The 23,090-nt window shown below is 62.8% G+C and carries 18 protein-coding genes; 8 read left to right on the top strand and 10 right to left on the bottom strand.

The annotated features are described in order from the left end of the window. The first annotated feature begins 82 nt into the window (after positions 1-82). The 4 genes from BT179_RS15655 to BT179_RS15670 all read left to right on the top strand — a co-directional run bounded on the left by BT179_RS15655 (position 83) and on the right by BT179_RS15670 (position 6,349). The gene (locus BT179_RS15655; RefSeq protein ID WP_083526357.1) at positions 83-1,504 is read left to right on the top strand and encodes a diaminobutyrate--2-oxoglutarate transaminase; all 1,422 of its coding nucleotides are present in this window, start codon (positions 83-85) and stop codon (positions 1,502-1,504) included. A gap of 60 nt (positions 1,505-1,564) precedes the next feature. Further along, complete coding sequence (locus BT179_RS15660; protein WP_072431197.1) at positions 1,565-2,719, top strand: efflux RND transporter periplasmic adaptor subunit; 1,155 nt, start codon at positions 1,565-1,567, stop codon at positions 2,717-2,719. Positions 2,720-2,738: 19 nt separating this feature from the next. After that, positions 2,739-5,879 carry a multidrug efflux RND transporter permease subunit gene (locus BT179_RS15665; protein ID WP_072431198.1) on the top strand — a complete coding sequence of 1,047 codons (3,141 nt, stop codon included), beginning with the start codon at positions 2,739-2,741 and terminating at the stop codon, positions 5,877-5,879. An 86-nt stretch (positions 5,880-5,965) separates the two neighbouring features. Then, on the top strand, positions 5,966-6,349 hold the full coding sequence (locus tag BT179_RS15670; protein WP_072398396.1) for a hypothetical protein: 384 nt from the start codon (positions 5,966-5,968) through the stop codon (positions 6,347-6,349). Between the two features lie 75 nt (positions 6,350-6,424). On the opposite strand, the gene BT179_RS15675 is transcribed toward BT179_RS15670, so the two are convergent. Then, a complete protein-coding gene (locus tag BT179_RS15675; protein WP_072431199.1) occupies positions 6,425-6,853 on the bottom strand; it encodes a DUF2628 domain-containing protein in 429 nt (142 codons plus the stop codon). 264 nt (positions 6,854-7,117) lie between these two features. Here BT179_RS15675 and BT179_RS15680 point away from each other — a divergent pair, with 264 nt between their 5' ends. Next, positions 7,118-8,044 (top strand): Gfo/Idh/MocA family protein, encoded by a 927-nt coding sequence (locus BT179_RS15680; RefSeq protein ID WP_072398394.1) that lies wholly within the window; start codon positions 7,118-7,120, stop codon positions 8,042-8,044. A gap of 109 nt (positions 8,045-8,153) precedes the next feature. On the opposite strand, the gene BT179_RS15685 is transcribed toward BT179_RS15680, so the two are convergent. The 4 genes from BT179_RS15685 to BT179_RS15700 all read right to left on the bottom strand — a co-directional run bounded on the left by BT179_RS15685 (position 8,154) and on the right by BT179_RS15700 (position 12,927). Beyond that, the gene (locus tag BT179_RS15685) at positions 8,154-10,394 is read right to left on the bottom strand and encodes a xanthine dehydrogenase family protein molybdopterin-binding subunit (RefSeq protein WP_072398393.1); all 2,241 of its coding nucleotides are present in this window, start codon (positions 10,392-10,394) and stop codon (positions 8,154-8,156) included. Positions 10,395-10,406: 12 nt separating this feature from the next. Continuing rightward, positions 10,407-10,880, bottom strand: a complete 474-nt coding sequence (locus BT179_RS15690; RefSeq protein WP_072398392.1) for a (2Fe-2S)-binding protein — start codon at positions 10,878-10,880, stop codon at positions 10,407-10,409. A 499-nt stretch (positions 10,881-11,379) separates the two neighbouring features. Then, a complete protein-coding gene (locus BT179_RS15695; RefSeq protein ID WP_072398391.1) occupies positions 11,380-11,640 on the bottom strand; it encodes a hypothetical protein in 261 nt (86 codons plus the stop codon). 183 nt (positions 11,641-11,823) lie between these two features. Next, positions 11,824-12,927 carry a polyamine ABC transporter substrate-binding protein gene (locus tag BT179_RS15700; RefSeq protein WP_072398390.1) on the bottom strand — a complete coding sequence of 368 codons (1,104 nt, stop codon included), beginning with the start codon at positions 12,925-12,927 and terminating at the stop codon, positions 11,824-11,826. Between the two features lie 136 nt (positions 12,928-13,063). On the opposite strand from BT179_RS15700, the gene BT179_RS15705 reads away from it, so the two are divergent. Next, a complete protein-coding gene (locus BT179_RS15705) occupies positions 13,064-13,855 on the top strand; it encodes a helix-turn-helix domain-containing protein (protein ID WP_072398389.1) in 792 nt (263 codons plus the stop codon). A gap of 45 nt (positions 13,856-13,900) precedes the next feature. Here BT179_RS15705 and BT179_RS15710 read toward each other — a convergent pair whose 3' ends face one another. The 5 genes from BT179_RS15710 to BT179_RS15730 all read right to left on the bottom strand — a co-directional run bounded on the left by BT179_RS15710 (position 13,901) and on the right by BT179_RS15730 (position 18,463). Beyond that, the gene (locus tag BT179_RS15710) at positions 13,901-14,836 is read right to left on the bottom strand and encodes an alpha/beta fold hydrolase (RefSeq protein ID WP_072431200.1); all 936 of its coding nucleotides are present in this window, start codon (positions 14,834-14,836) and stop codon (positions 13,901-13,903) included. A 47-nt stretch (positions 14,837-14,883) separates the two neighbouring features. Then, a complete protein-coding gene (locus tag BT179_RS15715; RefSeq protein ID WP_072431201.1) occupies positions 14,884-15,495 on the bottom strand; it encodes a TetR/AcrR family transcriptional regulator in 612 nt (203 codons plus the stop codon). A 127-nt stretch (positions 15,496-15,622) separates the two neighbouring features. Then, positions 15,623-16,993 carry an ATP-binding protein gene (locus tag BT179_RS15720; protein ID WP_243750386.1) on the bottom strand — a complete coding sequence of 457 codons (1,371 nt, stop codon included), beginning with the start codon at positions 16,991-16,993 and terminating at the stop codon, positions 15,623-15,625. Next, a complete protein-coding gene (locus tag BT179_RS15725) occupies positions 16,956-17,642 on the bottom strand; it encodes a response regulator transcription factor (RefSeq protein WP_072431203.1) in 687 nt (228 codons plus the stop codon). The genes BT179_RS15720 and BT179_RS15725 overlap by 38 nt, the downstream gene beginning before the upstream one ends. Next, the gene (locus BT179_RS15730) at positions 17,642-18,463 is read right to left on the bottom strand and encodes a MipA/OmpV family protein (protein ID WP_256343843.1); all 822 of its coding nucleotides are present in this window, start codon (positions 18,461-18,463) and stop codon (positions 17,642-17,644) included. Before BT179_RS15730 ends, BT179_RS15725 begins: the two co-directional genes overlap by 1 nt. Positions 18,464-18,667: 204 nt before the next feature. On the opposite strand from BT179_RS15730, the gene BT179_RS15735 reads away from it, so the two are divergent. Then, positions 18,668-19,861, top strand: coding sequence for an efflux RND transporter periplasmic adaptor subunit (locus BT179_RS15735; protein ID WP_072431204.1), 1,194 nt, complete (start codon positions 18,668-18,670; stop codon positions 19,859-19,861). Further along, on the top strand, positions 19,858-22,989 hold the full coding sequence (locus BT179_RS15740; protein WP_083568893.1) for an efflux RND transporter permease subunit: 3,132 nt from the start codon (positions 19,858-19,860) through the stop codon (positions 22,987-22,989). Before BT179_RS15735 ends, BT179_RS15740 begins: the two co-directional genes overlap by 4 nt. Positions 22,990-23,090 lie beyond the last annotated feature (101 nt).

Here is a 23,090-nt window from a genome sequence, read left to right on the forward strand (position 1 = left end):
CCCGCGCCTGGTTTGCAACGTCACGGATGTTTGTTTTCAGGCTGTTTGTTCCCTTCCAAACCCAGCCTCCATGGAGGAAATCATGAATACTTCTTCGAATGCCACGGCGGGTGGCGCGCAACAGCTACGTCTGTTGCACACCGGTCTGTCGACCCCTTACTGCCTCGATCCGACCCCGTTGCTGGAGCGTCAGCAACAGCAGGAATCCAATGCCCGCAGTTATCCGCGACGCATCCCCCTGGTGCTCGAAAGGGCCCACGGCATCTATGTACAGGACAGCCGAGGGCAAGTATTCGTCGATTGCCTGGCCGGCGCCGGGACCCTGGCGCTGGGCCACAATCACCCGGTCATCATCCAGGCCATCACCCAGGTCATGGCGGCGGGTGTGCCGATGCATACTCTGGACCTCATGACTCCGGTCAAGGACGCATTCGTCCAGGAAATTTTCGGGTGCCTGCCGGCCGAGTTCGCTCGTAACGCACGCATCCAGTTCTGCGGCCCCAGCGGGGCCGATGCGGTCGAGGCCGCCCTCAAGCTGACCCGCACCGCGACAGGGCGTCACTCGGTCCTGGCGTTCGAAGGCGCCTATCACGGCATGACCCTTGGCACGCTGGCCATCAGCGGCAACCTGTCGCCGAAAAACGCCCTGGGCGCCCTGATGGCGGGGGTGCAGCGCCTGCCATACCCCAACGATTACCGTTGCCCGTTCGGCGTCGCCGGCGAGCAAGGAGTCACGTTGAATGTGCGTTACCTGGAGCACCTGCTCAACGACCCGGAAAGCGGTGTGACCGCGCCGGCGGCGATGATCCTCGAACCGATCCAGGGGGAGGGCGGCGTGATCGCCGCGCCTGACCGCTGGCTCCAGGAACTGCGCCGGCTGACCCAGGCCCACGGTATTCCCCTGATCGTCGACGAAATCCAGTGCGGCATCGCCCGCAGCGGGCGCATGTTCGGCTTCGAGCAATCGGGCATCACGCCGGATGTGATCACGTTGTCCAAGGCCATCGGCGGCGGCCTGCCGCTGTCGGTCGTGGTCTACAACGATTCCCTGGATGTCTGGCAGCCGGGGGCCCACGCCGGAACATTCCGAGGCAACCAGCTGGCGATGGCGGCGGGCACGGCGACCTTGCGCTTCATCCGCGATGAGGGCCTGGTGAAGCACGCCGAATCCATGGGGGCGCATCTGCGCAAGCACCTGCTGGCCCTGCAAAGCGAGTTCGCCTGGATCGGCGATGTGCGTGGTCGTGGCCTGATGCTCGGCATGGAAGTCGTCGATCCCCAAGGCACTGCGGACGTCCAGGGCCATCCGCCGGTGGACACTGCCAGGGCCAAGGCCTTCCAGCAGGCTTGCCTGCGACATGGCCTGATCCTCGAACTGGGAGGCCGTCATGGCGCGACCGTGCGCTTCCTGCCGCCGCTGATCATCACCGAGCAGGAGATCGATTTCGTCGCGCAAATCCTGTTCCGTGCCGCCAGCGCGATCAACGAGCGTCCGGCTCGCTGATCGGACACCGTACAAGGCCTGCCTGCCATGGCAGGCCTTTTTCATGGACAGGGAGCGACGATGCCCAGGGTTCTTGCCTCGATGAAACCCGCCTGGCTGATGCTGGCGGTGCTAGGGATAGGCGGTTGCGGCGAGCCGAAGCCATCCACCGAACGTAACGTGCCGGTACCCCGGGTCAAGACGCTGACGGTACAGCCGCAGGCGTTGGCCATGACCACGGAGCTGCCCGGCCGTATCGAGCCGGTACGCATTGCCGAGGTGCGCGCCCGCGTGGCCGGTGTGGTGCTGACCCGGCACTTCCAGGAGGGCGCCGACGTCAAGGCGGGGCAGTTGCTGTTCAGCATCGACCCGGCGCCGTTCAAGGCCGCGCTGATGCGCGCCGAGGGGGCGTTGGCCAGGGCCGAGGCGGATGTCTATCGGGCCAAGGCCCAGGCAAGGCGCTTCAAGGCACTGGTGGCGATCAATGCCATCAGCCCACAGGCCTTCGACGACGCGGTCTCGGACCTCAAGAGTGCCGAGGCCGATCGCCTCACCGCCCGGGCCGACCTGGACAGCGCCCGGCTCAGCCTGGGTTACTGCCAGGTGCGGGCGCCGATCGATGGTCGTATCGGCCGGGCCCTGGTCAGTGAGGGATCGCTGGTCGGGCAGGACGAGGCCACGCAGATGGCGCGGATCCAGCAACTGGACCCGATCTATGCCGATTTCACCCAATCGGCCGATAAAGTCGTGGCGCTGCAGCAAGCCCTGGCCGACGGCCGCCTGACGCATGATGGCAGTGGCTCGGCGCAGGTGACCGTACAGGTGGGCGACCCACCCCAGGTGCGACATGGCAAGTTGATCTTTTCCGATATTTCCGTCGATCGCAGTACCGGCCAGGTCACCCTGCGTGGCGAATTTGCCAACCCGGACAACCTGCTGTTGCCCGGCATGTATGTGCGCGTCAAGGCGCCGGCCGGCGTCGATCCGCAGGCGTTGTTCGTTCCGCAACAGGCGGTGCAGCGCGGTGCCGATGGCCAGGCCCGGTTGATGCTGGTGGACAGCGGCGCGGTGGTGCGCGAGCGGGTGGTCAGCACCGGTGTGATGCAAGGTTCCAACTGGCAGATCACCCAGGGGTTGTCGGCCGGCGAGCGGGTCGTGATCGAACGGGCCGACAAGCTCGGCGCCGGGACCCAGGTCAGCCCTATCACGCTGGCCGAGCAACAGGCCCAGCACTGACGGTCAAGGAACAACAACCGTGCCGCAATTTTTCATCAATCGTCCGAATCTTGCCTGGGTCATTGCCCTGTTCATCGTGCTGGCGGGGCTGCTGACCCTGCGTACCCTGCCGGTCAGCCAGTACCCGGACGTGGCTCCACCGCAGATCAGTGTCAGCGCCAATTACCCCGGGGCGTCCGCGCAGATCGTCGGCCAGAACGTCACCAGCCTGATCGAGGAGGAGCTCAACGGCCTCAAGGGCTTGATCTATTACGAGTCCACCAGCGCCAATGGTGGGGCCGATATCACCGTCACCTTCACTCCGGGGACCGACCCCGACATGGCACAGGTCGATGTGCAGAATCGCCTGCAGCGAGTGATCGGGCGGTTGCCTCAAGCCGTCATCGAGCAAGGCCTGAAGGTGGAACAGGCGCGCTCCAACTTTCTCCTGGTGTATGCCCTGTCCTATGTCGACGGACAGGCCGACTCCGTGGTGCTGGCGGATTATGCGGCCCGGGCCATCAACAACGAAATCCGCCGGGTGGCCGGGGTCGGGCGGGTGCAGATGTACACCTCCGAACGGGCCATGCGGATCTGGGTCGATCCCGCCCGCCTCGTGGCGTACAACCTGTCGATGGCCGATGTCGGCCGGGCCATTGCCGCGCAGAACGTGCAGGTGCCCGCCGGCAGCACGGGAGAACGGCCGGGGCCCGCCGAGCAGCACATCACCGCCACCGTGATGGTGCAGGGGCAACTGGAGTCGGTCGAGGCGTTCGGCAATATCGTGTTGCGGGCCAACGACGACGGCTCCAGTGTGCGAATCCACGACGTGGCGCGGGTCGAGCTGGGGCGCAAGGACTATCGTTTCGACGCTCGCCTGAACGGCAAGCCTGCCGCCGCCATGTCGGTGCAGCTGGCCCCCGGCGCCAACGCGCTGCAGACCGCGCAAGCGATCAAGGCGCGGCTCGGGCAACTGTCGAGTACATTGCCGGCGAACATGGCCCTGAGCGTGCCTTATGACACTTCCTACTTCGTCGATGTGGCGATCGAGCAAGTCCTCTACACCCTGGCCGAAGCCATGGTCCTGGTGTTCCTGGTCATGCTGCTGTTCCTGCAGAACCTGCGTTACACGCTGATTCCCGCCGTGACCGTGCCGGTCTGCCTGCTGGGAACGATCGCGCTCATGGCGCCGTTGGGTTTCTCCATCAACATGATGACCCTGTTCGGCATGGTCCTGGCCATCGGCATCCTGGTGGATGACGCCATCGTCGTGGTGGAAAACGTCGAGCGGCTGATTTCCCGCGAGCACCTGTCGCCCGGGGAGGCGACCCGCAAGGCCATGCAGCAGATCAGCGGGGCGATTGTCGGCATTACCCTGGTGCTGTCCGCGGTATTCGTGCCACTGGCGTTCATGGGCGGATCGGTGGGAGTGATCTACCAGCAGTTCGCCATGACCTTGTCGATATCCATCCTGTTTTCCGGGTTCCTCGCCCTGAGCCTGACGCCCGCCCTGTGCGCGACCCTGCTCAAGCCCCACGACCCGACCCGCCGGGCCGGCGCTCATCGCTGGGCGCACGCCTTCAATCGGCGCTTCGATGCCCTGGCCGAGCGCTTCGAGGGACTGGGAGCCAGTTGGGTCCGACGGTCCGGGCGCAGCATGGCTGTCTACCTGGTGTTGCTGCTGGTACTGGCCTTGGCCTACCTGCGGCTGCCAACCTCGTTCCTGCCGGACGAGGACCAGGGCTACATCGTCACCGATATCCAGTTGCCGCCTGCGGCGTCCGCCTCTCGTACCGATGTCACGGTCCGGGCGTGGGAGGACTATGCCCTGGCGCAACCGGCCACCGAGCACGTGCTGGCGATCATGGGCTTCAGCTTCTCCGGGGAGGGCGCCAATGCGGCGCTATCCTACGTCACCCTCAAGGACTGGTCGTTGCGCGGCAGCGGCCAGGCCAGCGACGAAGTGGCCGAGCGGGCTAACGAGGCCTTCGAGGACATTGCCGACGGTACGCTCTACAGCGTGGTGCCGCCGCCGGTGGATGGGCTCGGTACGTCCGGTGGTTTCGACCTGCGCCTGCTGGACCTGGCGGGCCGGGGGCACGAAGCGCTATCGAAGGCGCGTGACCAGTTGCTCGAGGGCGCCAAGGCATCGCCGCAGATCGGGCATCTGTCGGAAGACGGCCTGGCTGATGCGCCCCAGATCAATGTCAGCATCGACCGTGAAAAAGCCGAGGCCCTGGGGGTGAGTTTCGACGTGATCAGCTCGGCATTGGCCGCCGCCCTGGGCTCGGAGCAGATCAACGAATTCGCCAATCAGGGGCGGATGCAGCGGGTGATCATCCAGGCTGACGGCGTCAGCCGGCAGACGCCCGAAGCGCTGCTGCGCCTGCAAGTGCCCAACCGGCAGGGGCGCCTGGTGCCGCTGGATGCCTTCAGTCGTTTCGAGTGGCAGGTCGGGCCCCTGCAGATCGCCCGCTACAACGGCTCGGCGTCGTTGCGTTTTTCCGGAGAGCCGGCGCCGGGGTACAGCACCGGCCAGGCGATGGAGGCGTTGCAGGGCATCGCGCGGCAGTTGCCGTCCGGGTTCAGCCTGGAGTGGGCGGGGCTTTCCCTGCAGGAACAGCAAGCCAGCGACCAGGTCCCCTGGCTGGTGGGCTTGGCATTGACCATGGTCTTGCTGGTGCTGGTCGCGTTGTATGAAAGCTGGTCTATTCCCTTCGCCGTGTTGCTGGTGGTGCCGCTGGGCATGCTCGGTTCGGTATTGGCGGTGACGGTGATGGGCATGCCCGATGACGTCTATTTCAAAGTAGGGCTGATCACCATCATCGGCCTGTGTGCAAAGAACGCCATCCTCATCGTCGAGTTCGCCAAGTCCCTTCATGGCCAGGGCGTCAGCCTGGCGCAGGCGGCGGCCCGGGCGACCCGCCTGCGCTTTCGGCCGATTGTCATGACGTCCCTGGCTTTCATCCTGGGGGTATTGCCCCTGGCGTTGGCCAGCGGCGCCGGAGCGGCGAGCCAGCGTGCAATCGGCGTCGGTGTCATCGGCGGCATGCTGGCGGCGACGGTGCTGGGCATTCTGTACGTCCCGGTGTTTTTCGTCTGGGTGCTGTCCATCGCCCAACGGCGACGTGATCGCCGGGGGCCGGTCAGCGCGCCAGTGCCCGGGGAAGCGGGGCCATGACTCGCACCGCAGGCTGACAAGGGCAACGCGACGGCCGGGAGCGGTCGTTTCCGGTTTTACCAGGTAGGTGTTGAAAAGGATTTCTCATGAACGACCCATCGGCCTCGTTGCCGCGTATCAGACCACAGCAACCCTCCCTCGGCGTCGGCCGAGGGCTTGCCGAGGATGATCGCGACACGAATCGACGTATCCGTGAATTGCTGCGCTTCTATGGGCTGCGCACCAGCCTGATTCGTTTGAAGGTGATCGAGGCCATGCTGGTCGCGGCCAGGGCGGATCATGCCCTAGAGGTGCGTGAACTGCATGCCGCCCTGGGCGAGCCTTGCGCACAGCTGTCATTCATCAGCGTGAGGGAAGTGCTGCGGCGCTTATGCGAGGAGGATGTCGTTCTCCTGCGGGACAAGCGTTACAGCTTCACCGTCGACGCCCGGGCGATGTTGCACCTGGACACTGGTCAAGCGTTCGGATGAGGTTGTTCACTGCACAAAGTGCAGCGCCGGCGCCCTTTTTACGGGGCGCGGGCGCTTGAGCGGACCGGCGTGCAATCACAAGCGCATGCCCTGGAACGGGTTCCAGCCTTGCTCGCCTTTGACTTCCTTGAGGTAGTAAGCGTAGTTGGTCATCATCGCGTAGGTCATGGAGAACGCGATGCTCAGGCCGGTATTCAGAGGCCTTGGCACCTCCATGCCCATGATGGCGAAAAGCACGCTCAGCGCGATGTTGATGGCGATGATGAGGCCGATCATGGCCAGGTTCTTCTTCCACAGCCCCAGGACGAAGAGATAGATCGGGCCAAAGAAGAAGGCGATGATGTTGGCGTTGATGAGGATCTTTGTCCTGAAGTCGGGCAGCTTTTTCATCGCTTCCTTGTAGCGCGGGTCGCTCGGCGCTCCGTAGGTGTCGAAGAAGTTGAAGCGCTCCTGCCACTTGGCACTGTATTTGCCGCTATCTTGCAACTGTTCGGTGGTGCTCATCCGGGGCTCCTTGGGGTCCATGAGGGGGCAATCGTTCTTCCGGGATTTTCCTGTGCTTGCGCTGCAAGCTTTATAAGCGTTGGGGCGAAAAAATACTCCACCGCCTGCCCGTGGGACCGCCTGATCTGTGACCCGTATCACTTTCCTGCGCACACCGGCCCGCCCTCATTCGGAACGTGCCCATTGTCTGGCACGGCAATTACGTCTAGTTTGCTGCCCGACCCTTAAATAAAAACCAGCGTACAAAAAAATCAGGAGTCCCAGATGCAACCGATTCGTCTCGGTCTGGTGGGCTATGGCAAGATCGCCCAGGACCAACACGTTCCCGCCATCCAGGCCAACCCCGCCTTCCAGCTGGTGGCCGTCGCTACCCAGGGCAAGCCCTGTGCCGGCGTGGAGAATTTCCAGTCCCTGGGCCAGTTGCTCGATAACGGCCCGCAGGTCGATGCCATTGCGTTCTGCACGCCGCCCCAGGGTCGATTCGCGTTGGTGCAGCAAGCGCTGGCCGCAGGCAAGCATGTCCTGGTGGAAAAGCCGCCGTGCGCCACGTTGGGCGAAGCCATGGAACTGGTGAGCCAGGCGCACAAGCACGGTGTCAGCGCGCTGTTCGCCTGGCATTCTCGCTACGCGCCGGGAATCGAAGCCGCTCGCGACTGGTTGGCCACCCGGACGTTGCAGAGCGTGCAGATCGACTGGAAGGAAGACGTGCGCAAGTGGCATCCCGGCCAGGCGTGGATCTGGCAGCCGGGTGGCCTGGGTGTGTTCGATCCCGGAATCAACGCGCTGTCCATCGCGACCCATCTGCTGCCCTTGCCACTGTTCGTCGAATCTGCCGAGCTGCGGGTTCCGGACAATTGCCAATCACCTATCGCCGCCAGCATCAGGATGTCGGATGCACGCCACCTCGATGTCCGGGCGGAGTTCGATTTCGACCATGGTCATGATGAGCTCTGGAGCATCGAGATTCGCTGCGCCGAGGGTGTCCTGCGGCTGGACAACGGTGGCGCGTTGTTGAGTATCGATGGCGTGCGCCAGGCCGTTTCGGAGGAAGGGGAATACCCGGCGGTGTATCGGCATTTCCAGCAGTTGATCACGGACAAGGCCCGCGACCTGGACCTGCAGCCCTTGCGGCTGGTGGCGGACAGCTTCTTCGTGGGCAGCCGGACGCTGGTCGAACCGTTCTACGATTGAAGATCGGGCAACGGCACTGCACCCGTTGGCGTGGCAAGGTCATCGCCAGGCCCCATGTGAGGCTGCCGGACACTGCGACTCGCTCGCAGAGCCGGCAGCCTTTTTCACGTCATGCCAGCTGGAACGGCAACTGGCGTAGCGGCTTGCCCGTGAGGCTCGCGATGGCGTTGGCAAAAGCAGGTGCCAGGGCCGGCAGGCCGGGTTCACCCATCCCCGTGGGAGGCTCGGCGCTGGGTACGACATGGACGGCGATGTCCGGCATGTCGGTGATGCGCGGCACGCTGAAGTCGGCGAAGTTGCTCTGCTGCACCACCCCGTCCTTCAAGGTGACAGCGCCGCCTGGCAGGCACATGGACAAGCCCATCACGGCCGCGCCCTGTACCTGGGCTTCCACGCTGCGCGGGTTGACCACCAGGTTGCAGTGCACGCCAGCGGTGGCGCGATGCAGCACCGGGCGACCGTCTTGCACGGAGGCCTCCACGACATAGGCCACCACGGAACTGAACGACTCATGGACCGCCACGCCCCAGGCATGGCCGGCGGGAAGCTGACGCTTGCCATATTCGCTCTTGTCCACGGCCAGTTGCAGGGCCGCGCGATGGCGAGGGCTTTGGTCGCCGAACAGCTTCATCCTGTAGGCCACCGGATCCTGCCGGGTGGTGCGGGCGATTTCGTCGATCAAGGTTTCCATGACGAAGGCGGTGTGGGTGGAACCCACGCTGCGCCACCAGAGCACCGGTACGTTGAGTTTGGGATGATGGACCGTCAGGCGCATCGGCAGCGGGTAAGGGTTGCGCATGCCCTCGGTCGCGGTAGGATCGATGCCGTTTTTCACCCGGCCACCGAACAGGGTGCCGCTGAGGATCGACTGCCCGACCAGGGCGTGGTCCCAGGCCAGTACCTTGCCGTTGTCATCGAAGCCTATTCGCGCGCGGTGCAGGTGCATGGGCCGGTAGTAGCCGCCCTTGATGTCGTCTTCCCGGCTCCAGAGCGTGCGTATCGGGACCTCCAGCCCACTGGCGCGGGCAGCCTTGGCCACCTCGCAGGCCAGGGCGACGAAATCGCCGCTGGGGACACCACGCCGGCCGAAGCCTCCGCCCGCCGTCTGCACGTTGACCAGGACCTGTTCCGGCTTGAGATTCAGCACCTTGGCGGCCACGCTCCCATCGCCGCCGGGAAACTGCGTGCCGACCCACAGGCGGGCGCCATCGTCGGCAAGCTGCACGGTGCAGTTCAGGGGCTCCATGGGGGCATGGGCGAGGTAGGGGAATACGAATTCGGCTTCGAGCTTGTGCGGTGCCGTGGCCAGGGGCGCCATGTCGGCCTCGAAATGCAACGGGCCGGGCTGGCCGGCGAGTTCCCGGTACTGGACCAGTTGCTTGTCGCTGTCGACTTTCTCCAAGCCAGCCAGGTTCCATTCCAGCTTCAAGGCGTCTCGGGCGAGCTTGGCTTGCCAGTAGCCATCGGCGATGACCGCCACGCCTTCGGCACCGCCATCCAGCGGCACCCGCACCACGGCTTTCACGCCCTTGGTGGCACGCGCCGCGCTGTCGTCCAGGGAGCTGATTTTCGCGCCGAATACCGGTGGCCGGGCGACGACGGCCGTAAGCTGCCCAGGCAGGTGCATGTCGATGCCGAAATCCTGCTGGCCGCTGCTCTTGGCCTTGGCATCGATGCGGGTGGTGGCCTGGCCGATGATGCGGAAGTCCTTGGGGTCCTTGAGCGTGATCTGCTCGGGCACGGGCATTTTCATTGCGGCTTCGGCCAGTTCCCCATAGCTTGCCTGGCGTCCTCCAGGCCCCAGCACCTTGCCAGATTGCGTGCTCAGGCTCGCCACGTCCACGTTCCAGCGCGCGGCCGCGGCGGCAAGCAGCATGGCGCGAGCGCGGGCGCCGAGTTCGCGGTATTGGATGTAGCTGTTCTTGATCGAATTGGAGCCGCCGGTGAGGTGGATGCCGAAGATCGGGTCCTGGTAGGCGGCGTCGCCGTTGCCGTTGCGACTGCGCACCAGGCTCCAGTCGGCATCGAGTTCTTCGGCGAGAATCATCGGCAGGGCGGTCTGCACCCCTTGGCCGAACTCCAGGCGATTGATGGTCACGATGACCTCTCCGCTGGGGGCGATCTGCACGAAGGCAGACGGTTGCTGGGCCGGTTTGAGAGGGGCGCCGGCAGTGTCGTTGGCCTGTTGGGCCATGGCCAGGTGCGGAAAGGCACCCAGCGCCAGCCCGCCGATGCCGACGATCTTAAGGAAACTGCGACGGGGCAGGGTGGTGGGGCCGTCGGCAAGATCGCGCTCGAACATAGGCTGCAAGGCGCGGGGAACCTCACCGGGAAAGATGTCGTTCAGCATGACGAGCTCCGATCAGGCAAGGGCCTTGGCGGCATCAGCCACCGCGGCGCGAATACGGGCATAAGTGCCGCAACGGCAGATATTGCCGGCCATGGCTGAGTCGATTTCAGCCACGGTGGGTTGCTTGCCCTTGGGTTGGGCCTTGAGGAAAGCGGTGGCGCTCATGATCTGGCCGCTCTGGCAGTAGCCGCACTGCGCCACGTCGTGCTTGACCCAGGCTTCATGGACCGCGGTGCCGACCGGATCGCTGCCGTTGGTGGCCGCTTCGATGGTGGTGATGTGCTTGCCTTCGGCGGCGGCAATGGGCGTCACGCAGGAACGAATGGCCTGGCCATCGAGGTGAACGGTGCAGGCGCCGCACAGTGCCGCGCCGCAGCCGAACTTGGTGCCGGTCATGCCCAGCGTGTCGCGCAGGGTCCAGAGGATGGGCGTTCCTGGGTCTACGTCGACCGTGTATTCACGGCCGTTGATAGTGAGTGCACTCATGATGGGCTAGCTCTCCGGACAAGAGTGGGTCAGTGCTTGGATACGACGCGTGTTGAAGACAAGGGGAGGCCGGTAGCGGAAGGTCAATCTGGCCCACTTCCGCTGTGGACACACCGCATCATCAGGCTTTGCACGAAAAGCCTTGATACTCGCTCATGCTGCGTTGAAAACAGTCTCGCCTGAACTTCGTCTCAAGACTTTTCGTACAGAGCCTGGCGCCGTGACTCGATCAGATACCGATTTGATGTGAATGACTCTAACCCACTATAGAAGTCATTGCGTTAGACCGGATTGCCTGATCCTCTCGAATAATTGCCTGATCTGGCAAATTGGCGGGTCAGTCGAATCGAAGTTGTCGATAGCCGCTTCGCCTCATCCAGGGCTCCTGAGGGCGCTAGGCTCGGTACGGAAAGCCTTGACACTCGTTCAGGCTGCGTTGAAAACCGCCTCGCCTGATCTTCGCCTCCAGACTTTTCGTACAGAGCCTGACTCTCAGGATTCAGCGCGTTGAGCGTCTGTTCGATTCGTGATCGGCCGTTGCGGCCGGGGCAAGTTCCGGGAACTGCGCCAGCAGCGCCTTGTTCCCGGCGGCGATGAGTTTCTTCACTGCCTGGGTGATGTTGAGTCGGACCATTCCGGTGGAAATGGAATACATGGCCCAGGCTTGTTCGGGTGTGCAATGGATGATTTGCTCTTCAATTTCCTTATAGGCCTTGCGGTCGTCTGACTCCGGATAGCCCTGGTGGTTACTTTGGTGCATGAATGGATTCCTTCCCTCTATGACAGCCCTGGCGTCGGGCTGTCTTTTCCCTGGGTGACGTTCATGGCTTCAGATAGCCGCGTCAGAACTGCAGCGGTTCTCCCACCCTGGGCGCTGTCTGAAAAGCCTCAAACAGAGCCTGATTCAAGCGTTGCAGGAGGCGTCAACGACAACTCCGTCAGATCAAGTGCCGCTCTTTACCTTGGTCCAGACCCGGGTGCGGATGCGCTCCAGTTTCAAGGGCAGGGGTTCGAGGGGAACCAGTGTGGCAATCGTCTTTTTGTCCGGATAGATCCAGGGATTGTCGCGCAGCTGTTGCTCGACGAATTCCGTGGCGTCTTTATTGGCGTTGGGATAGAGGGTGTGATTCGAGGTCTTGGCGATGACTTCCGGACGCAGCATGTAGTTGATGAATGCCATGCCTTCCTTCGGGTGGGGGGCGTCTTTCAATAGAACCAGGTTTTCCGACCAGACCAGCGCACCTTCGCGGGGAAGGCTGTAGGCGATCTTGCGACCAGTGTTGTTCTTTTCGTTGATGGCCTGCGCCGCAAGCGCACCGTTTGCCCAGCCCACGACCGCGCAGATGTTGCCATCGGCCAGGTCGGCGTCGATTCGCGACGAGTCGAAATAGAGGACGTAGGGACGGATTTTCAGCAGCAGCGCCTGGGCCTTCTGGTAGTCGTCCGGATTCTTGCTGTTGCTTGGCAGCCCAAGGTAATGCAAGGCAATGGAGATGATCTCGCTGGGAGAGTCGAGCATCGCCACGCCACACGACTTGAGTTTGCTGATGTTCTCTTCCTTGAAGATCAGGTCCCAGCTGTCCACCGGCGCATCGTCGCCCAGGGCGGCCTTGATCTTGTCCACGTCATAACCAATGCCGGTGGTCCCCCACAGATAGGGCACGGCATAGCGGTTGCCTGGATCATTGACTGCCAGTTGGGCCAGGATGTCAGGGTCGACATGGGACAAGTTTCCGAGCTGGTTGCGATCCAGCGGTTGCAGCACACCTGCCTGGATGAGGCTTGGCAATACATTGGAGGTGGCCACCACCACATCGTACCCTGTACGCCCGGCCATCACCTTGCTCTGCATGATTTCGGCGCTGTCGAATGGGTCCATGTGGAATCGGGTGCCGGTTTCCTGCTCGAACTCTTTCGGAGTCTGCGGTGCGATAAACCCGAACCAGTTATACAGATACATCGTCGGTTCTGCGGCACCCGCCGAGCTGTTTATCCCGATACAAAGAAGCGAAGCTGAAAGAATGCGGCGCAGGCGCGACTTGCTCATACAACTATCCTTGTCAAGGCGATGGCCTTCATGGCCGTCGTAACCCGGGACCGAATATACCCCGCATTGACGAATAGTAAATACCTACGAATACTTATCCGCGCCCGACGAATCCCTAACCCTAAAGGGGTAGAAAATGCCGCTCGACCTTCACAGCCTGGCTTGGCATCGATCGATCGGACAACTGATCATGCGGTTGAATCGTCCAGAGTTCTGGAGCTCTCTTGTCCGTCTTTTGAATGAACATGTGCAGGTCGATAACTGGGTCGTATTGATTTTCAGCAATCAGCAAGTTCAAGTGGTCAGCCTTCCTGAAGTGGCCGACACGGAAGAAGTCGATGCGTTCATTCATCGCTATGTAAAAGGGCTCTACATGCTGGACCCGTTCTATATAGCCGATCGGGAAAATCCGCAGACCGGTTTCTTCCATATGTTGGATGTGGCGCCGGAGCACTTTCTCGAGACAGAGTATTACCACCAGTATTTTGAACAGTACATCTCGGTGGATGAGGCGCAATACAACGTCAAGCTCGATCCCGAAAGAACGCTATGCGTGTCCTTCGGCAGCAATGTTCGCTTTACCCAGGAACAAATCACGACGCTCGATATCATCAAGCCCTGGGTGACAGCGTTGATGCACCAGCGCATGGCTTTTGAAGTTGACGTGGCAAAACATCCTGGCGAGCCAGCACCCTGGCCAGAGACCATCGCCTCGCTGGGGGCACAGATCACCGTGCGTGAAAAAGATGTGCTCAAGTTGTTATTGAGTGGCTTTTCAAACAAGGAAATCGCAGGAAAGCTTTCCCTGTCGGCGGAAACCATAAAAGTGCACCGTCGTAACATCTACGCCAAGTTGAATATCAAGTCACAGTCCGAATTGTTTGCACGATTCTTTACCTCCAAGCAGGACGCCATGGCGTTGAGTTGAGGCCGGTATGCCTTTGCAGAATGAGCAGAGGCACCGCTATTTCCCTCACGGCTTGCCGAAGAAATCAACCAACAGGTCGGCCACGCGGTTGGCCGCTTCCTCTGGCAGGTAATGCCCGGCATCGAGGATCACCTCGCCTTGCACATCTGCCGCCAGAGGCTTCAATGCATCGATGATGTGATTCGCGACACCTCGCTGCGCTCCGAGGGCCAGGACGGGGATGCCGAGTGGCGTCTCGGCGCGGCGACGGTTCGCGGCGACCCCTTCGCCGGACAATGCAGATTGGTAGTAGCCGGTCACCGCCCGTAATGCGCCAGGGGCCGCAAGCTGGCGTGCATAGACGGCGATGTCTTCAGGCGTGATGGTCCAGGGCTGAAGGGCCTTGGCCCTGAACAGCCAGGTGAGAAAGGCCTCTTCGCGCCCGGATATGAGTAGCTGGGGGAGGTCATCGAGCTGGTTGAACGCAAAGTGCCAACTGCGTCGGTTGGCCTCATCGACAGGCAGGTCGGTGCGAGGCGTTGAAAGGCCGGGTATCAACGCGTCGAGCAGTGCGACGCGACGGATGTCCGAGCGCCAGTCCGCGGCCCAGGCGTAGGCGATCCAGGTGCCTACGTCATGCCCCGCGACATCGATGGGGCCGTTTTCGAACAATCCGAGGACCTGGGCGAACTGGTGCAGTTCGGTGGCGACAGTGGCCAGGTCATAACGACCGGCAGGCGCATCGCTTTCACCCATGCCGCGAGGGTCGAGCGCGATGACCCGATAACCGGCGTCCACCAGTTGGGGCATCACATAGCGCCATGCATACCAGCTTTGCGGCCAACCTGGGATCAGCAGGATGGGTGGGCCTTCGCCGCCCTCGACGTAGTGAATATTGACGTCACTTACCTGTGTGCTGGCATGGCGAAAACGCTGCCAGAAGTCGGTGCGGAGCAGGAAATCCTGACCGACGAAATCAGGCTGTGCTGATCGAGTGTTCATGTGGTTTCCTCAAATGGAACTGAATGTTTCCTAATTGGGCAAAAAAATCATTCGAGCAAGCGCATCAACTCCAAAACCATGCCAGACATTGCCTCGCTGCTGGATCCGGTCTTTCCCAATACCCGCATGCCTTGCTGGAGTGCCAGCAGGAGTTTGGCCAGGGGAGCGGCATCGATCTGTGCATTGACGGACCCGTCGAGCTGCCCTTCTTCGATCAGGCGACGCAACTGTGCCTCCCGCCTGTTCTGCTGTGCAGCGATCCGGTCTGCCACGTCCATATCGGCCTGGGAAAGCTCCACGGCGGCTTCGACCACCAGGCATCCGGTGCGGCCCGGGATCTCGCCGCTCAGCTGCGCGTATTGAGTGAGCAAGGCCTGGATTTTGTCGCGGCCCGAATGCCTGTCCAGCAACTGAGCGGCGATGGCTTCGGCGCGCAGCGCCATATAGCGATCGAGCGCCGCCAGAAAAAGTCCGCGTTTGTCGCCCCAGGCCTTGTAGATGCTGCCCGACGTCAGCCCCAGGCAGGCGTTCAGGTCGGCGATGGAGGTGCCGTGATAGCCATATTCGCTGAAGCGCTTGATTGCCTTGTCCAGCACCGCATCCGTATCGAATTCGCGGGGGCGGCCTGGGCGGATGGATATTTCGGATTGAGTCGTCATGGTGACAGCATAGGAAACATTTGTTTCCAAATAAAGGGGGGGGAAAACAAAAAATACCGTTGCCCCCACAGAAAGACAGGCGGGTCCAGGCGAACCCGCGCCTCCTGATGCATGGCTCCGGGGCGTCTCACTGCTGCCGGATAAGCTGGAACCGTAGCCCGGGATCCGCTCGCTGTACGGACAGTGTCCAGCCGTGGGCCGTGGCGATTTCCTGGCAGATGGCCAGGCCCAGCCCAGCGCCGTGATCACGCCGATGGGCCCCGCGCCAGAACCGCTCGAAGAGATGCACCAGATGCTCCTTGTCCACGCCCGGACCGTGATCGCGCAATGTCAGGGTGTCGGCATCCACTTCGATATGAATGTCGCTGCCTCGAGGCGCATGCTGGAGAGCGTTTTCCAGCAGGTTCTTGAGTAGCGTGAAGAGGGCGCCTCGATCCGCCAGCCACTGTGTGTCGGCATCGCCGCCGACGAGCAGTTTCACCTGTGCCGTGTCGGCCATTCGTTGCAGGTAATCGACGGTTTCCCTGACCACTTCGCGGACGTTGACCGTAGCGAACCGGTAGCTCTGGATCTCGCTCGCTTCGGCCAGGTGCAGCAATTGATGGACCTGGCGGGTCATGTGCTCGACGTCGTTGAGCAGCGCTCCGCGTTCATGGCCTTGATCCAGTAATTCGATCTGGGCACGGATCAAGGCCAGCGGCGTCTTCAGCTCATGCGCCGCTTTGGCCAGGAATTCCTGCTGCACGCGATAACCACGTTCCAGGCGCATCAGCACGTGGTTGAAACTCTCGACCAGGGGCGCGATTTCCGCCGGAACCGAAGCGGTTGGCAGGCGTGCGTGAATGGACCGGGGGGAAATGGCGGCGGCCAGGTTCGATATGTCGCGCAGTGGCTTGAAGGTGTATTTCAAGGTGACGTAGACGCAGGTGCCGAAGACGAACAGCAGCACCAGGCTGAACAGGGCGATTCCCAGCCCGGTGAAAGGCAGTGCGAAGGCCCGGTAGACCAGGTGCAGGAACCTCGTGCTGGCGGCGAATTGCAGATACCAGACGCGTCCCTCGTGTTCGACGACCGCGGTGGCGCCGTGCATCCGCACGTCAGCATGCGTGAACACGAAGCGCTCCGGTGGCGGCAGGCTGGCCGCGCTGTAGGGCGGCCATTGGACTTCGCTGGCGGAAGCCAGCGCGACCTTGCCGGAATCGTCCAGCACGCGGTAAGCCGTTTCCTGTTTAAGGCTGTCGAACACCCATTCGACGTCGAAGTCGGTGACGTCCAGGTCCACCGGATTGCCCTGGCTGTCGAACACCAGGTCATCGACCATGTCGTGTGTCGTATCGGCCACTTCTGCGCCCGAGAGCAGGTCGCTCTGGGAAGAGGACATCGAAACCACCACCAGCACCACCAGCGCGGTGGTCAGCGCTGCCCCGGCGACATACGCGAGCAACACCTTAACGGCGAGGCTATTGAACCTGATCATGCGTGCCCAGGGCATAGCCATGTCCCCTGACGTTCACGATGGTGTATTGCGACCCCACCATGATCAATTTACGACGAATGCGGTGCAGGGCGACGTCCAGTGCATTGGGTGTGACCGCATCGGTCAATCCCCAGGCTGCCGCCTCCAATGCTTTGCGTCGCACCACATCGGACTGATTGCGCACCAGAAGCAGCATGATCTGCATTTCCGCAGCGGACAGGGCCACGCTCCTGTCCCCTCGGCACAGTACGCCGGTGTCGGGTCGCAAGGTCAGGTCGCCATGGCTGGGATTGAGGGTGCTGAGCTGGACGGGGCGGCGAAGCAGCGCCTTGACCCGTGCCACCATCTCATCCATGGCGAAGGGTTTGGGAAGATAGTCGTCCGCGCCGGCGTCCAGGCCTTCGACGCGATCATGCAGCGCATCCCGCGCCGTCAAGACCAGGCACGGCAAGCCCAGGGCGACCCTGCGCATTTTCTGCAGCAGCACGAGCCCGTCGCCATCCGGCAGCCCTCGGTCCAGGACCATTGCCTGGTAAGGAAGCCGCTGCACGGCCGCCCAGGCGGTGTCGATGCGGCCGACCACATCCACCGCGATGCCGACGCCGGCCAGGCCCTTGCAGATCAGCTGCGCAAGCCGTTCGTGGTCCTCGACCAGGAGTATGCGGCTCATCAGAAACGGTACAGGTAACCGAAGCGCACGCTGTTTTCGGTAGAAGCATCCACCAGCGGGCTGTCCTTGATCTCATTGGCCAGGCGTACCGCTTCCAGGTCGAGAAATACCGAGTGGTGTCGATCGAACAGGTAGGTACCACGCAGGCCGAATTCAGTGTTCATAGCGGACTTCCCGTCATAGGCTGGGCGATCGGAACGGGCTTCCTCGTCGCGAACCCCGAAATAGTAGTCGACATAGTCCTTGTCCTGCCAGACGGCGGCCAGCCGCGGAGTGAGCCTGATCCGGTCGCCCAGCTCCCAGGTCCTGTCCAGGCCGAGGGTGAAGCGCTGTCCATCGCTGTTGCCCGAGGCGTCGGCCGTCCACTGCGCCGTGACGTTCGCCCATGGGTTTTCCCATTTCACGTTCCCCCCGGCCCATAGGCCGCCGTCCCGGTCATCCATACCGTCGAGAATCCGTGCGTCGTCGTCCTCATAGCCGCTGGAGTCGTAGTGGATCACTGCGTTGAACTTCAGTTGCTGAGTGTCATCGAGGCGCAGGCTCGGCAGCTTGATCTCGGCAGTGGTGCCGAACACCTCAAGATAATCGTTCTCGAAATAGATCAGCGGTATGACCTGGTTATCCCGATCGATATCGGTATAGGGCTGTTGGCTGCTGGCGACACCGATCCCCAGCCCCCAGGATGAACTCCCTTCGGCGCGTTCCGGTTCGGCGGCGCGGATCGCCAGGGACGTACTCGACCCAACCAGAGCGGCTGAAATGACCATGCAGCGCGTCAGCGCCGTCAAGCGTTTCGGAGCAGGGAAGCGTGAAAGAGACATGCAGCTCTCCAGAGCGAGGATAAGGACGCCGCGATGATCGGCAGCTTCGTCTTACCGAACACTTACCGGGCGACATCTTTCGCTCCTTGTTCCTGGTAAGGATCTGGAAAGGTTTCCCGCTGGATAGTGGCCGCCTTGCAGCGATTTGCGCACAAGCCCCATCAGCATCGCGCCGACAGCGCTGTGTCCAGGAATACCACCCGCATGAAATCGATCTCCCGCCAAACGGCTCTCGTGGCCGTGAGCACCGCCGCAGCGATCATTTTGGTGATCGTCGCCCTTGCAACGAGCCCCTCTGAATCCACGCCGGATGTCAGCCAGGCAGCCCCCGCGGCAAAGCCTGCGCTTTCGGTCGCGGTCACCACGCTGCAGCCGTTGCGGCTTCCCGTGCGGATTCATGCCAACGGCGACATCATGCCGTGGCAGGAGGCGAGCATCGGGACCGAGGCGGACGGGCTGCGCCTGGCGGAGGTCAAGGTCAATGTCGGCGACCAGGTCCGGCGCAACCAGTTGCTCGCCACCTTTGCCCCCGACACGCCTGGCGCCGAGCTTGCGCAAAGTCAGGCCGCCACGGCGGAGGCGCGGGCTGCCCTTGTCGAAGCCGAGGCCAATGCCAAGCGGGCGCGCTTGCTGGAGGTCGACGGTGCGATGTCAGCGCAGCAGATCACCCAATACCTGGTGGCCGAGCGCACCGCGCAGGCCCGGCTGAAGTCCGCCGAGGCCACCGAGCAGTTGCGGCGCCTTCGACTGGCCCACACTCAGGTACTGGCCCCGGACGACGGTGTCATCTCGTCTCGAACCGCCACCGTGGGCGCCGTGCTGCCGGCTGGCCAGGAACTGTTTCGCCTGATCCGTGGCCAGCGGCTCGAATGGCGGGCCGAAGTCGCGGCCGCCGATCTTGCGCGGTTGAAACCCGGCCAGGTGGCCAGGGTACGCCTGGCCGATGGCCAGGTGGCGCAGGGCACCCTGCGGATGATCGCGCCCACGGTGGATACGCAAACCCGCAACGGGATGGCCTATGTCGATCTGCCGGCCGGTGGCGTCGCCCGTGCCGGCATGTTCGCACGAGGCGAATTCGAGGTGGGTGCCGATCGGGCGATGACCTTGCCGCAGAGCGCGGTACTGTTGAGCGATGGCTTCAGCTACGTGCTGCGCGTAGGGCCGGACGCCAGGGTCATGCGAAGCAAGGTATCGGTCGGGCGCAGCGTGGGCGAGCGGATCGAAATCATTCATGGCCTCGACCCTGCTAGCCCCGTGGTCCTGGCCGGTGGCGGCTTCCTGAACGAAGGCGATCATGTCCGGGTCGTTGAGGCGCTGCCGGCTCCCGACCCTGACCAGGTGACATCCAGTTCGAGGGCGGGTGCTGGCAGCCTGCGTTTGCCGGAGAGCCAGCCATGAGCCTGAACGTGTCGTCCTGGTCGATCCGAAACCCGACACCGGCCATTCTGCTGTTCATCCTGCTGACGTTCGTTGGCCTGATGAGTTTCGCGATGATGAAAGTGCAGGAGTTTCCCGATATCGACTTGCCGGTGGTGACGGTGACGGCTGAATTGCCGGGCGCTTCGCCGGTCCAGCTGGAAAACGACGTCGCCCGCAAGATCGAGGATTCCCTCGCCACGGTGCAGGGCGTCAAGCACATTCGCAGCACCCTGTCCGACGGCACCGTGGACATCTCCGTCGAGTTTCGTCTGGAGAAGTCCAGCCAGCAAGGGTTGGACGAGGTTCGCGACGCCGTGGCCCGTGTGCGCGCGGACTTGCCCGCCGACCTGCGGGACCCGGTGATCAGAAAGGTCGACATCGCCGGCTCGGCGATATTGATCTATACCCTGGCATCGACGCGCCTGGACGATGAAGCCCTGTCCTGGTTCGTCGAGCACGAACTCAGCAAGGCGCTGCTGGCGGTTCGGGGTGTCGGGGCGGTTTCCCGCGTCGGTGGGGTCAGTCGTGAGGTGCGCATCGACCTGGATCCGGTGAAACTGCTCGCCCTCAATACCAGCGCCCTGGATATCTCCCGCCAGCTGCGGCAGATGCAGCAGGAGGCGTCCGGCGGCCGGGCCTATCTGGGCGGCGCGGAACAGTCGATCCGCATGCTGGCCAACGTGCAGTCGAGCGAAGAAATCGCCCGTTTCGAAATCACCCTGAGCGACGGTCGCCGTGTCAGGCTCGACGAAATCGCCTCCGTGGCCGATACGGTGGCCGAACCGCGTTCAGCCGCACTGCTCAACGGCCAGCCAGTGGTCGGTTTCGAGGTGCTGCGCGCGCGCGGCGCCGGGGAGGTCGAAGTGGGCGAAGGCGTCCAGGCCGCCCTCGACGCCCTCAAGACCAGGCATCCTCATATCGTGGTCACAGAGGTATTCAACTCGGTGGAGCTGGTGGTGGAGAACTATGACGGTTCGATGCGCCTGCTCTACGAAGGTGCCGCCCTTGCCATCCTGGTGGTGTTTTTCTTCCTGCGTGACTGGCGAGCGACCGCCGTTGTCGCCGTCGCGCTACCCCTGTCGGCCATTCCGACCTTCGCCGTGATGCACTGGATGGGATTCACGCTGAACACCGTAACGCTGTTGTCCTTGTCCCTGGTGATCGGTGTGCTGGTGGACGATGCCATAGTCGAGATCGAGAACATCGAGCGCCATATGCGGCTGGGCAAGACTCCTTATCAGGCCGCGCTGGAGGCCGCTGATGAGATCGGGTTGGCAGTGATAGCCACCACGTTCACCTTGATCGCGGTATTTTTGCCGACGGCGTTCATGAGCGGGACCGTCGGCAAGTTCTTCGTCCAGTTCGGCTGGACAGCTGCCATTGCGGTGTTCTTTTCACTGCTCGTCGCGCGAATGTTGACCCCGATGATGGCGGCCTACCTGCTCAGAGCACCGAAGTCGTCGAACCGACAGTCTTCACGGTGGATGAACCTGTATCTGTCCTGGGCTCGCTGGTGCTTGCGTCATCGTCTGTTGACGGTGACGATCGCGGCGGCCTTTTTCGCCGGTGGCCTGATGCTCGCGGTGTCGTTGCCAGGAACGTTCATTCCTGCCGATGACGATTGGCAAACCCAGGTCACGCTGACACTCGCTCCGGGCAGCAAGATGGCCGATACCCTTTCCCTCGCCGAACGGGCACGCCGGATCGTCGAACAGAACCCCCAGGTAAAGCGGGTTTACACCGCCATTGGTAAAAGCGCCGCCGAGGATGATCCAGGCGAACCGCCTGCCAGTTCCGCCGGGGACGTGCGTACCGCCGTACTCACGATCAGCATCGCACACCGCAATGACCGCCCCGGCCTGAGCAAGCAACAGATCGAGGGCGAACTGCGCGAAGCGCTGGGCGTGTTGCCGGGAGTGCGGGTCGGGGTCGGCATGGGCGGTTCGGACAACTTCGTGCTGGTGTTGGCGGGTGAAGACGCTCTGGTGCTGACCCGACATGCGCAGCAGGTAGCGCGCGAGCTGCGTACGCTTCCAGGGGGCGGCGCGGTCACTTCAACCGCCAGCCTGGTGCGACCCGAGTTGATCGTGCGTCCTGACTTTGCGCGCGCCGCCGACCTGGGCGTCACCTCCGCTGCGATCGCCGATACCCTGCGGGTCGCTACCCTGGGGGATTACGACCAGGCGCTCGCGAAGTTGAGTTTCAGCGAGCGACAGGTGCCGGTGGTGGTAAGGCTTGCCGATGCTGCCCGGGCAGACATCGAGGTGCTCAAGCGGCTTCCGGTTCCCGGGGCCAGGGGGCCTGTAGCGCTGGAGAATGTCGCCACGCTGGAAATCGGCAGCGGCCCGGCTGAAATCGCACGCTACGACCGCATGCGCAACGTCGACATCGAAGTCGAGCTCAACGGCCAAGCCTTGGGAGACGTCGAGCAGGCGGTGCTGGCGTTGCCCAGCCTGCGGACGTTGCCGGCAGGGGTGGTGCAAACCTCCGGTGGCGATGCCGAGGCCATGGGCGAGCTGGCCATCGGCTTCGGCCTGGCGATGCTGACGGGCGTCCTGTGCATCTACATGGTGCTGGTCTTGCTGCTGAAGGATTTCATGCAGCCGTTGACAATCCTGGCGGCGCCGATGCTATCGATCCCCGGGGCATTCGTGGCCTTGTTCTTCACCGACACCGAGATGTCGATGCCGGCGATGATCGGGCTCATCATGCTGATGGGCATCGCCACGAAGAACTCTATCCTGCTGGTCGACTACATCATCCTCGCTCGCCGGGATCATGGCCTTTCCCGCTGGGATGCGATTATCGATGCCTGTGGCAAGCGTGCCCGTCCCATCATCATGACCACGATGGCCATGGGGGGTGGGATGCTACCGGTGGCCCTGGGTATAGGGGCCGATCCGAGTTTTCGAGCGCCCATGGCCATCGGCGTATTGGGCGGCCTGATGACGTCGACCCTGCTCAGCCTGCTGGTGATCCCGGTGGTCTTTACCTATGTGGACGACGCCGCCCAGTGGATCGGCAGACTCACCGGCACCTTTGGCGGGCGGCCGATGGCGGGCAAGGAAGGGCATGCCGATCTTTCTGGTGGAGGTGCTGGGTCATGAGTGGACGATGCCGCCCGAGAACCATACGCCTTACGAAAAACCGTGATACTCGTTCAGGCTGCGTTGAAAACAGCCTGATCTTGGGCTCAAGATTTTTCGGA

This window comes from Pseudomonas sp. NFACC43, assembly GCF_900119645.1.
GTDB lineage: Bacteria > Pseudomonadota > Gammaproteobacteria > Pseudomonadales > Pseudomonadaceae > Aquipseudomonas.

Coding starts and splice junctions, on each gene's coding strand:
- BT179_RS15725 (WP_072431203.1), bottom strand. CDS start 17,642: ATGAGCCGCATACTCCTGGTCGAGGACCACGAACGGCTTGCGCAGCTG.
- BT179_RS15730 (WP_256343843.1), bottom strand. CDS start 18,463: ATGTCTCTTTCACGCTTCCCTGCTCCGAAACGCTTGACGGCGCTGACG.
- BT179_RS15695 (WP_072398391.1), bottom strand. CDS start 11,640: ATGCACCAAAGTAACCACCAGGGCTATCCGGAGTCAGACGACCGCAAG.
- BT179_RS15675 (WP_072431199.1), bottom strand. CDS start 6,853: ATGAGCACCACCGAACAGTTGCAAGATAGCGGCAAATACAGTGCCAAG.
- BT179_RS15685 (WP_072398393.1), bottom strand. CDS start 10,394: ATGCTGAACGACATCTTTCCCGGTGAGGTTCCCCGCGCCTTGCAGCCT.
- BT179_RS15715 (WP_072431201.1), bottom strand. CDS start 15,495: ATGACGACTCAATCCGAAATATCCATCCGCCCAGGCCGCCCCCGCGAA.
- BT179_RS15740 (WP_083568893.1), top strand. CDS start 19,858: ATGAGCCTGAACGTGTCGTCCTGGTCGATCCGAAACCCGACACCGGCC.
- BT179_RS15720 (WP_243750386.1), bottom strand. CDS start 16,993: ATGGCTATGCCCTGGGCACGCATGATCAGGTTCAATAGCCTCGCCGTT.
- BT179_RS15705 (WP_072398389.1), top strand. CDS start 13,064: ATGCCGCTCGACCTTCACAGCCTGGCTTGGCATCGATCGATCGGACAA.
- BT179_RS15670 (WP_072398396.1), top strand. CDS start 5,966: ATGAACGACCCATCGGCCTCGTTGCCGCGTATCAGACCACAGCAACCC.
- BT179_RS15660 (WP_072431197.1), top strand. CDS start 1,565: ATGCCCAGGGTTCTTGCCTCGATGAAACCCGCCTGGCTGATGCTGGCG.
- BT179_RS15700 (WP_072398390.1), bottom strand. CDS start 12,927: ATGAGCAAGTCGCGCCTGCGCCGCATTCTTTCAGCTTCGCTTCTTTGT.
- BT179_RS15735 (WP_072431204.1), top strand. CDS start 18,668: ATGAAATCGATCTCCCGCCAAACGGCTCTCGTGGCCGTGAGCACCGCC.
- BT179_RS15710 (WP_072431200.1), bottom strand. CDS start 14,836: ATGAACACTCGATCAGCACAGCCTGATTTCGTCGGTCAGGATTTCCTG.
- BT179_RS15690 (WP_072398392.1), bottom strand. CDS start 10,880: ATGAGTGCACTCACTATCAACGGCCGTGAATACACGGTCGACGTAGAC.
- BT179_RS15655 (WP_083526357.1), top strand. CDS start 83: ATGAATACTTCTTCGAATGCCACGGCGGGTGGCGCGCAACAGCTACGT.
- BT179_RS15680 (WP_072398394.1), top strand. CDS start 7,118: ATGCAACCGATTCGTCTCGGTCTGGTGGGCTATGGCAAGATCGCCCAG.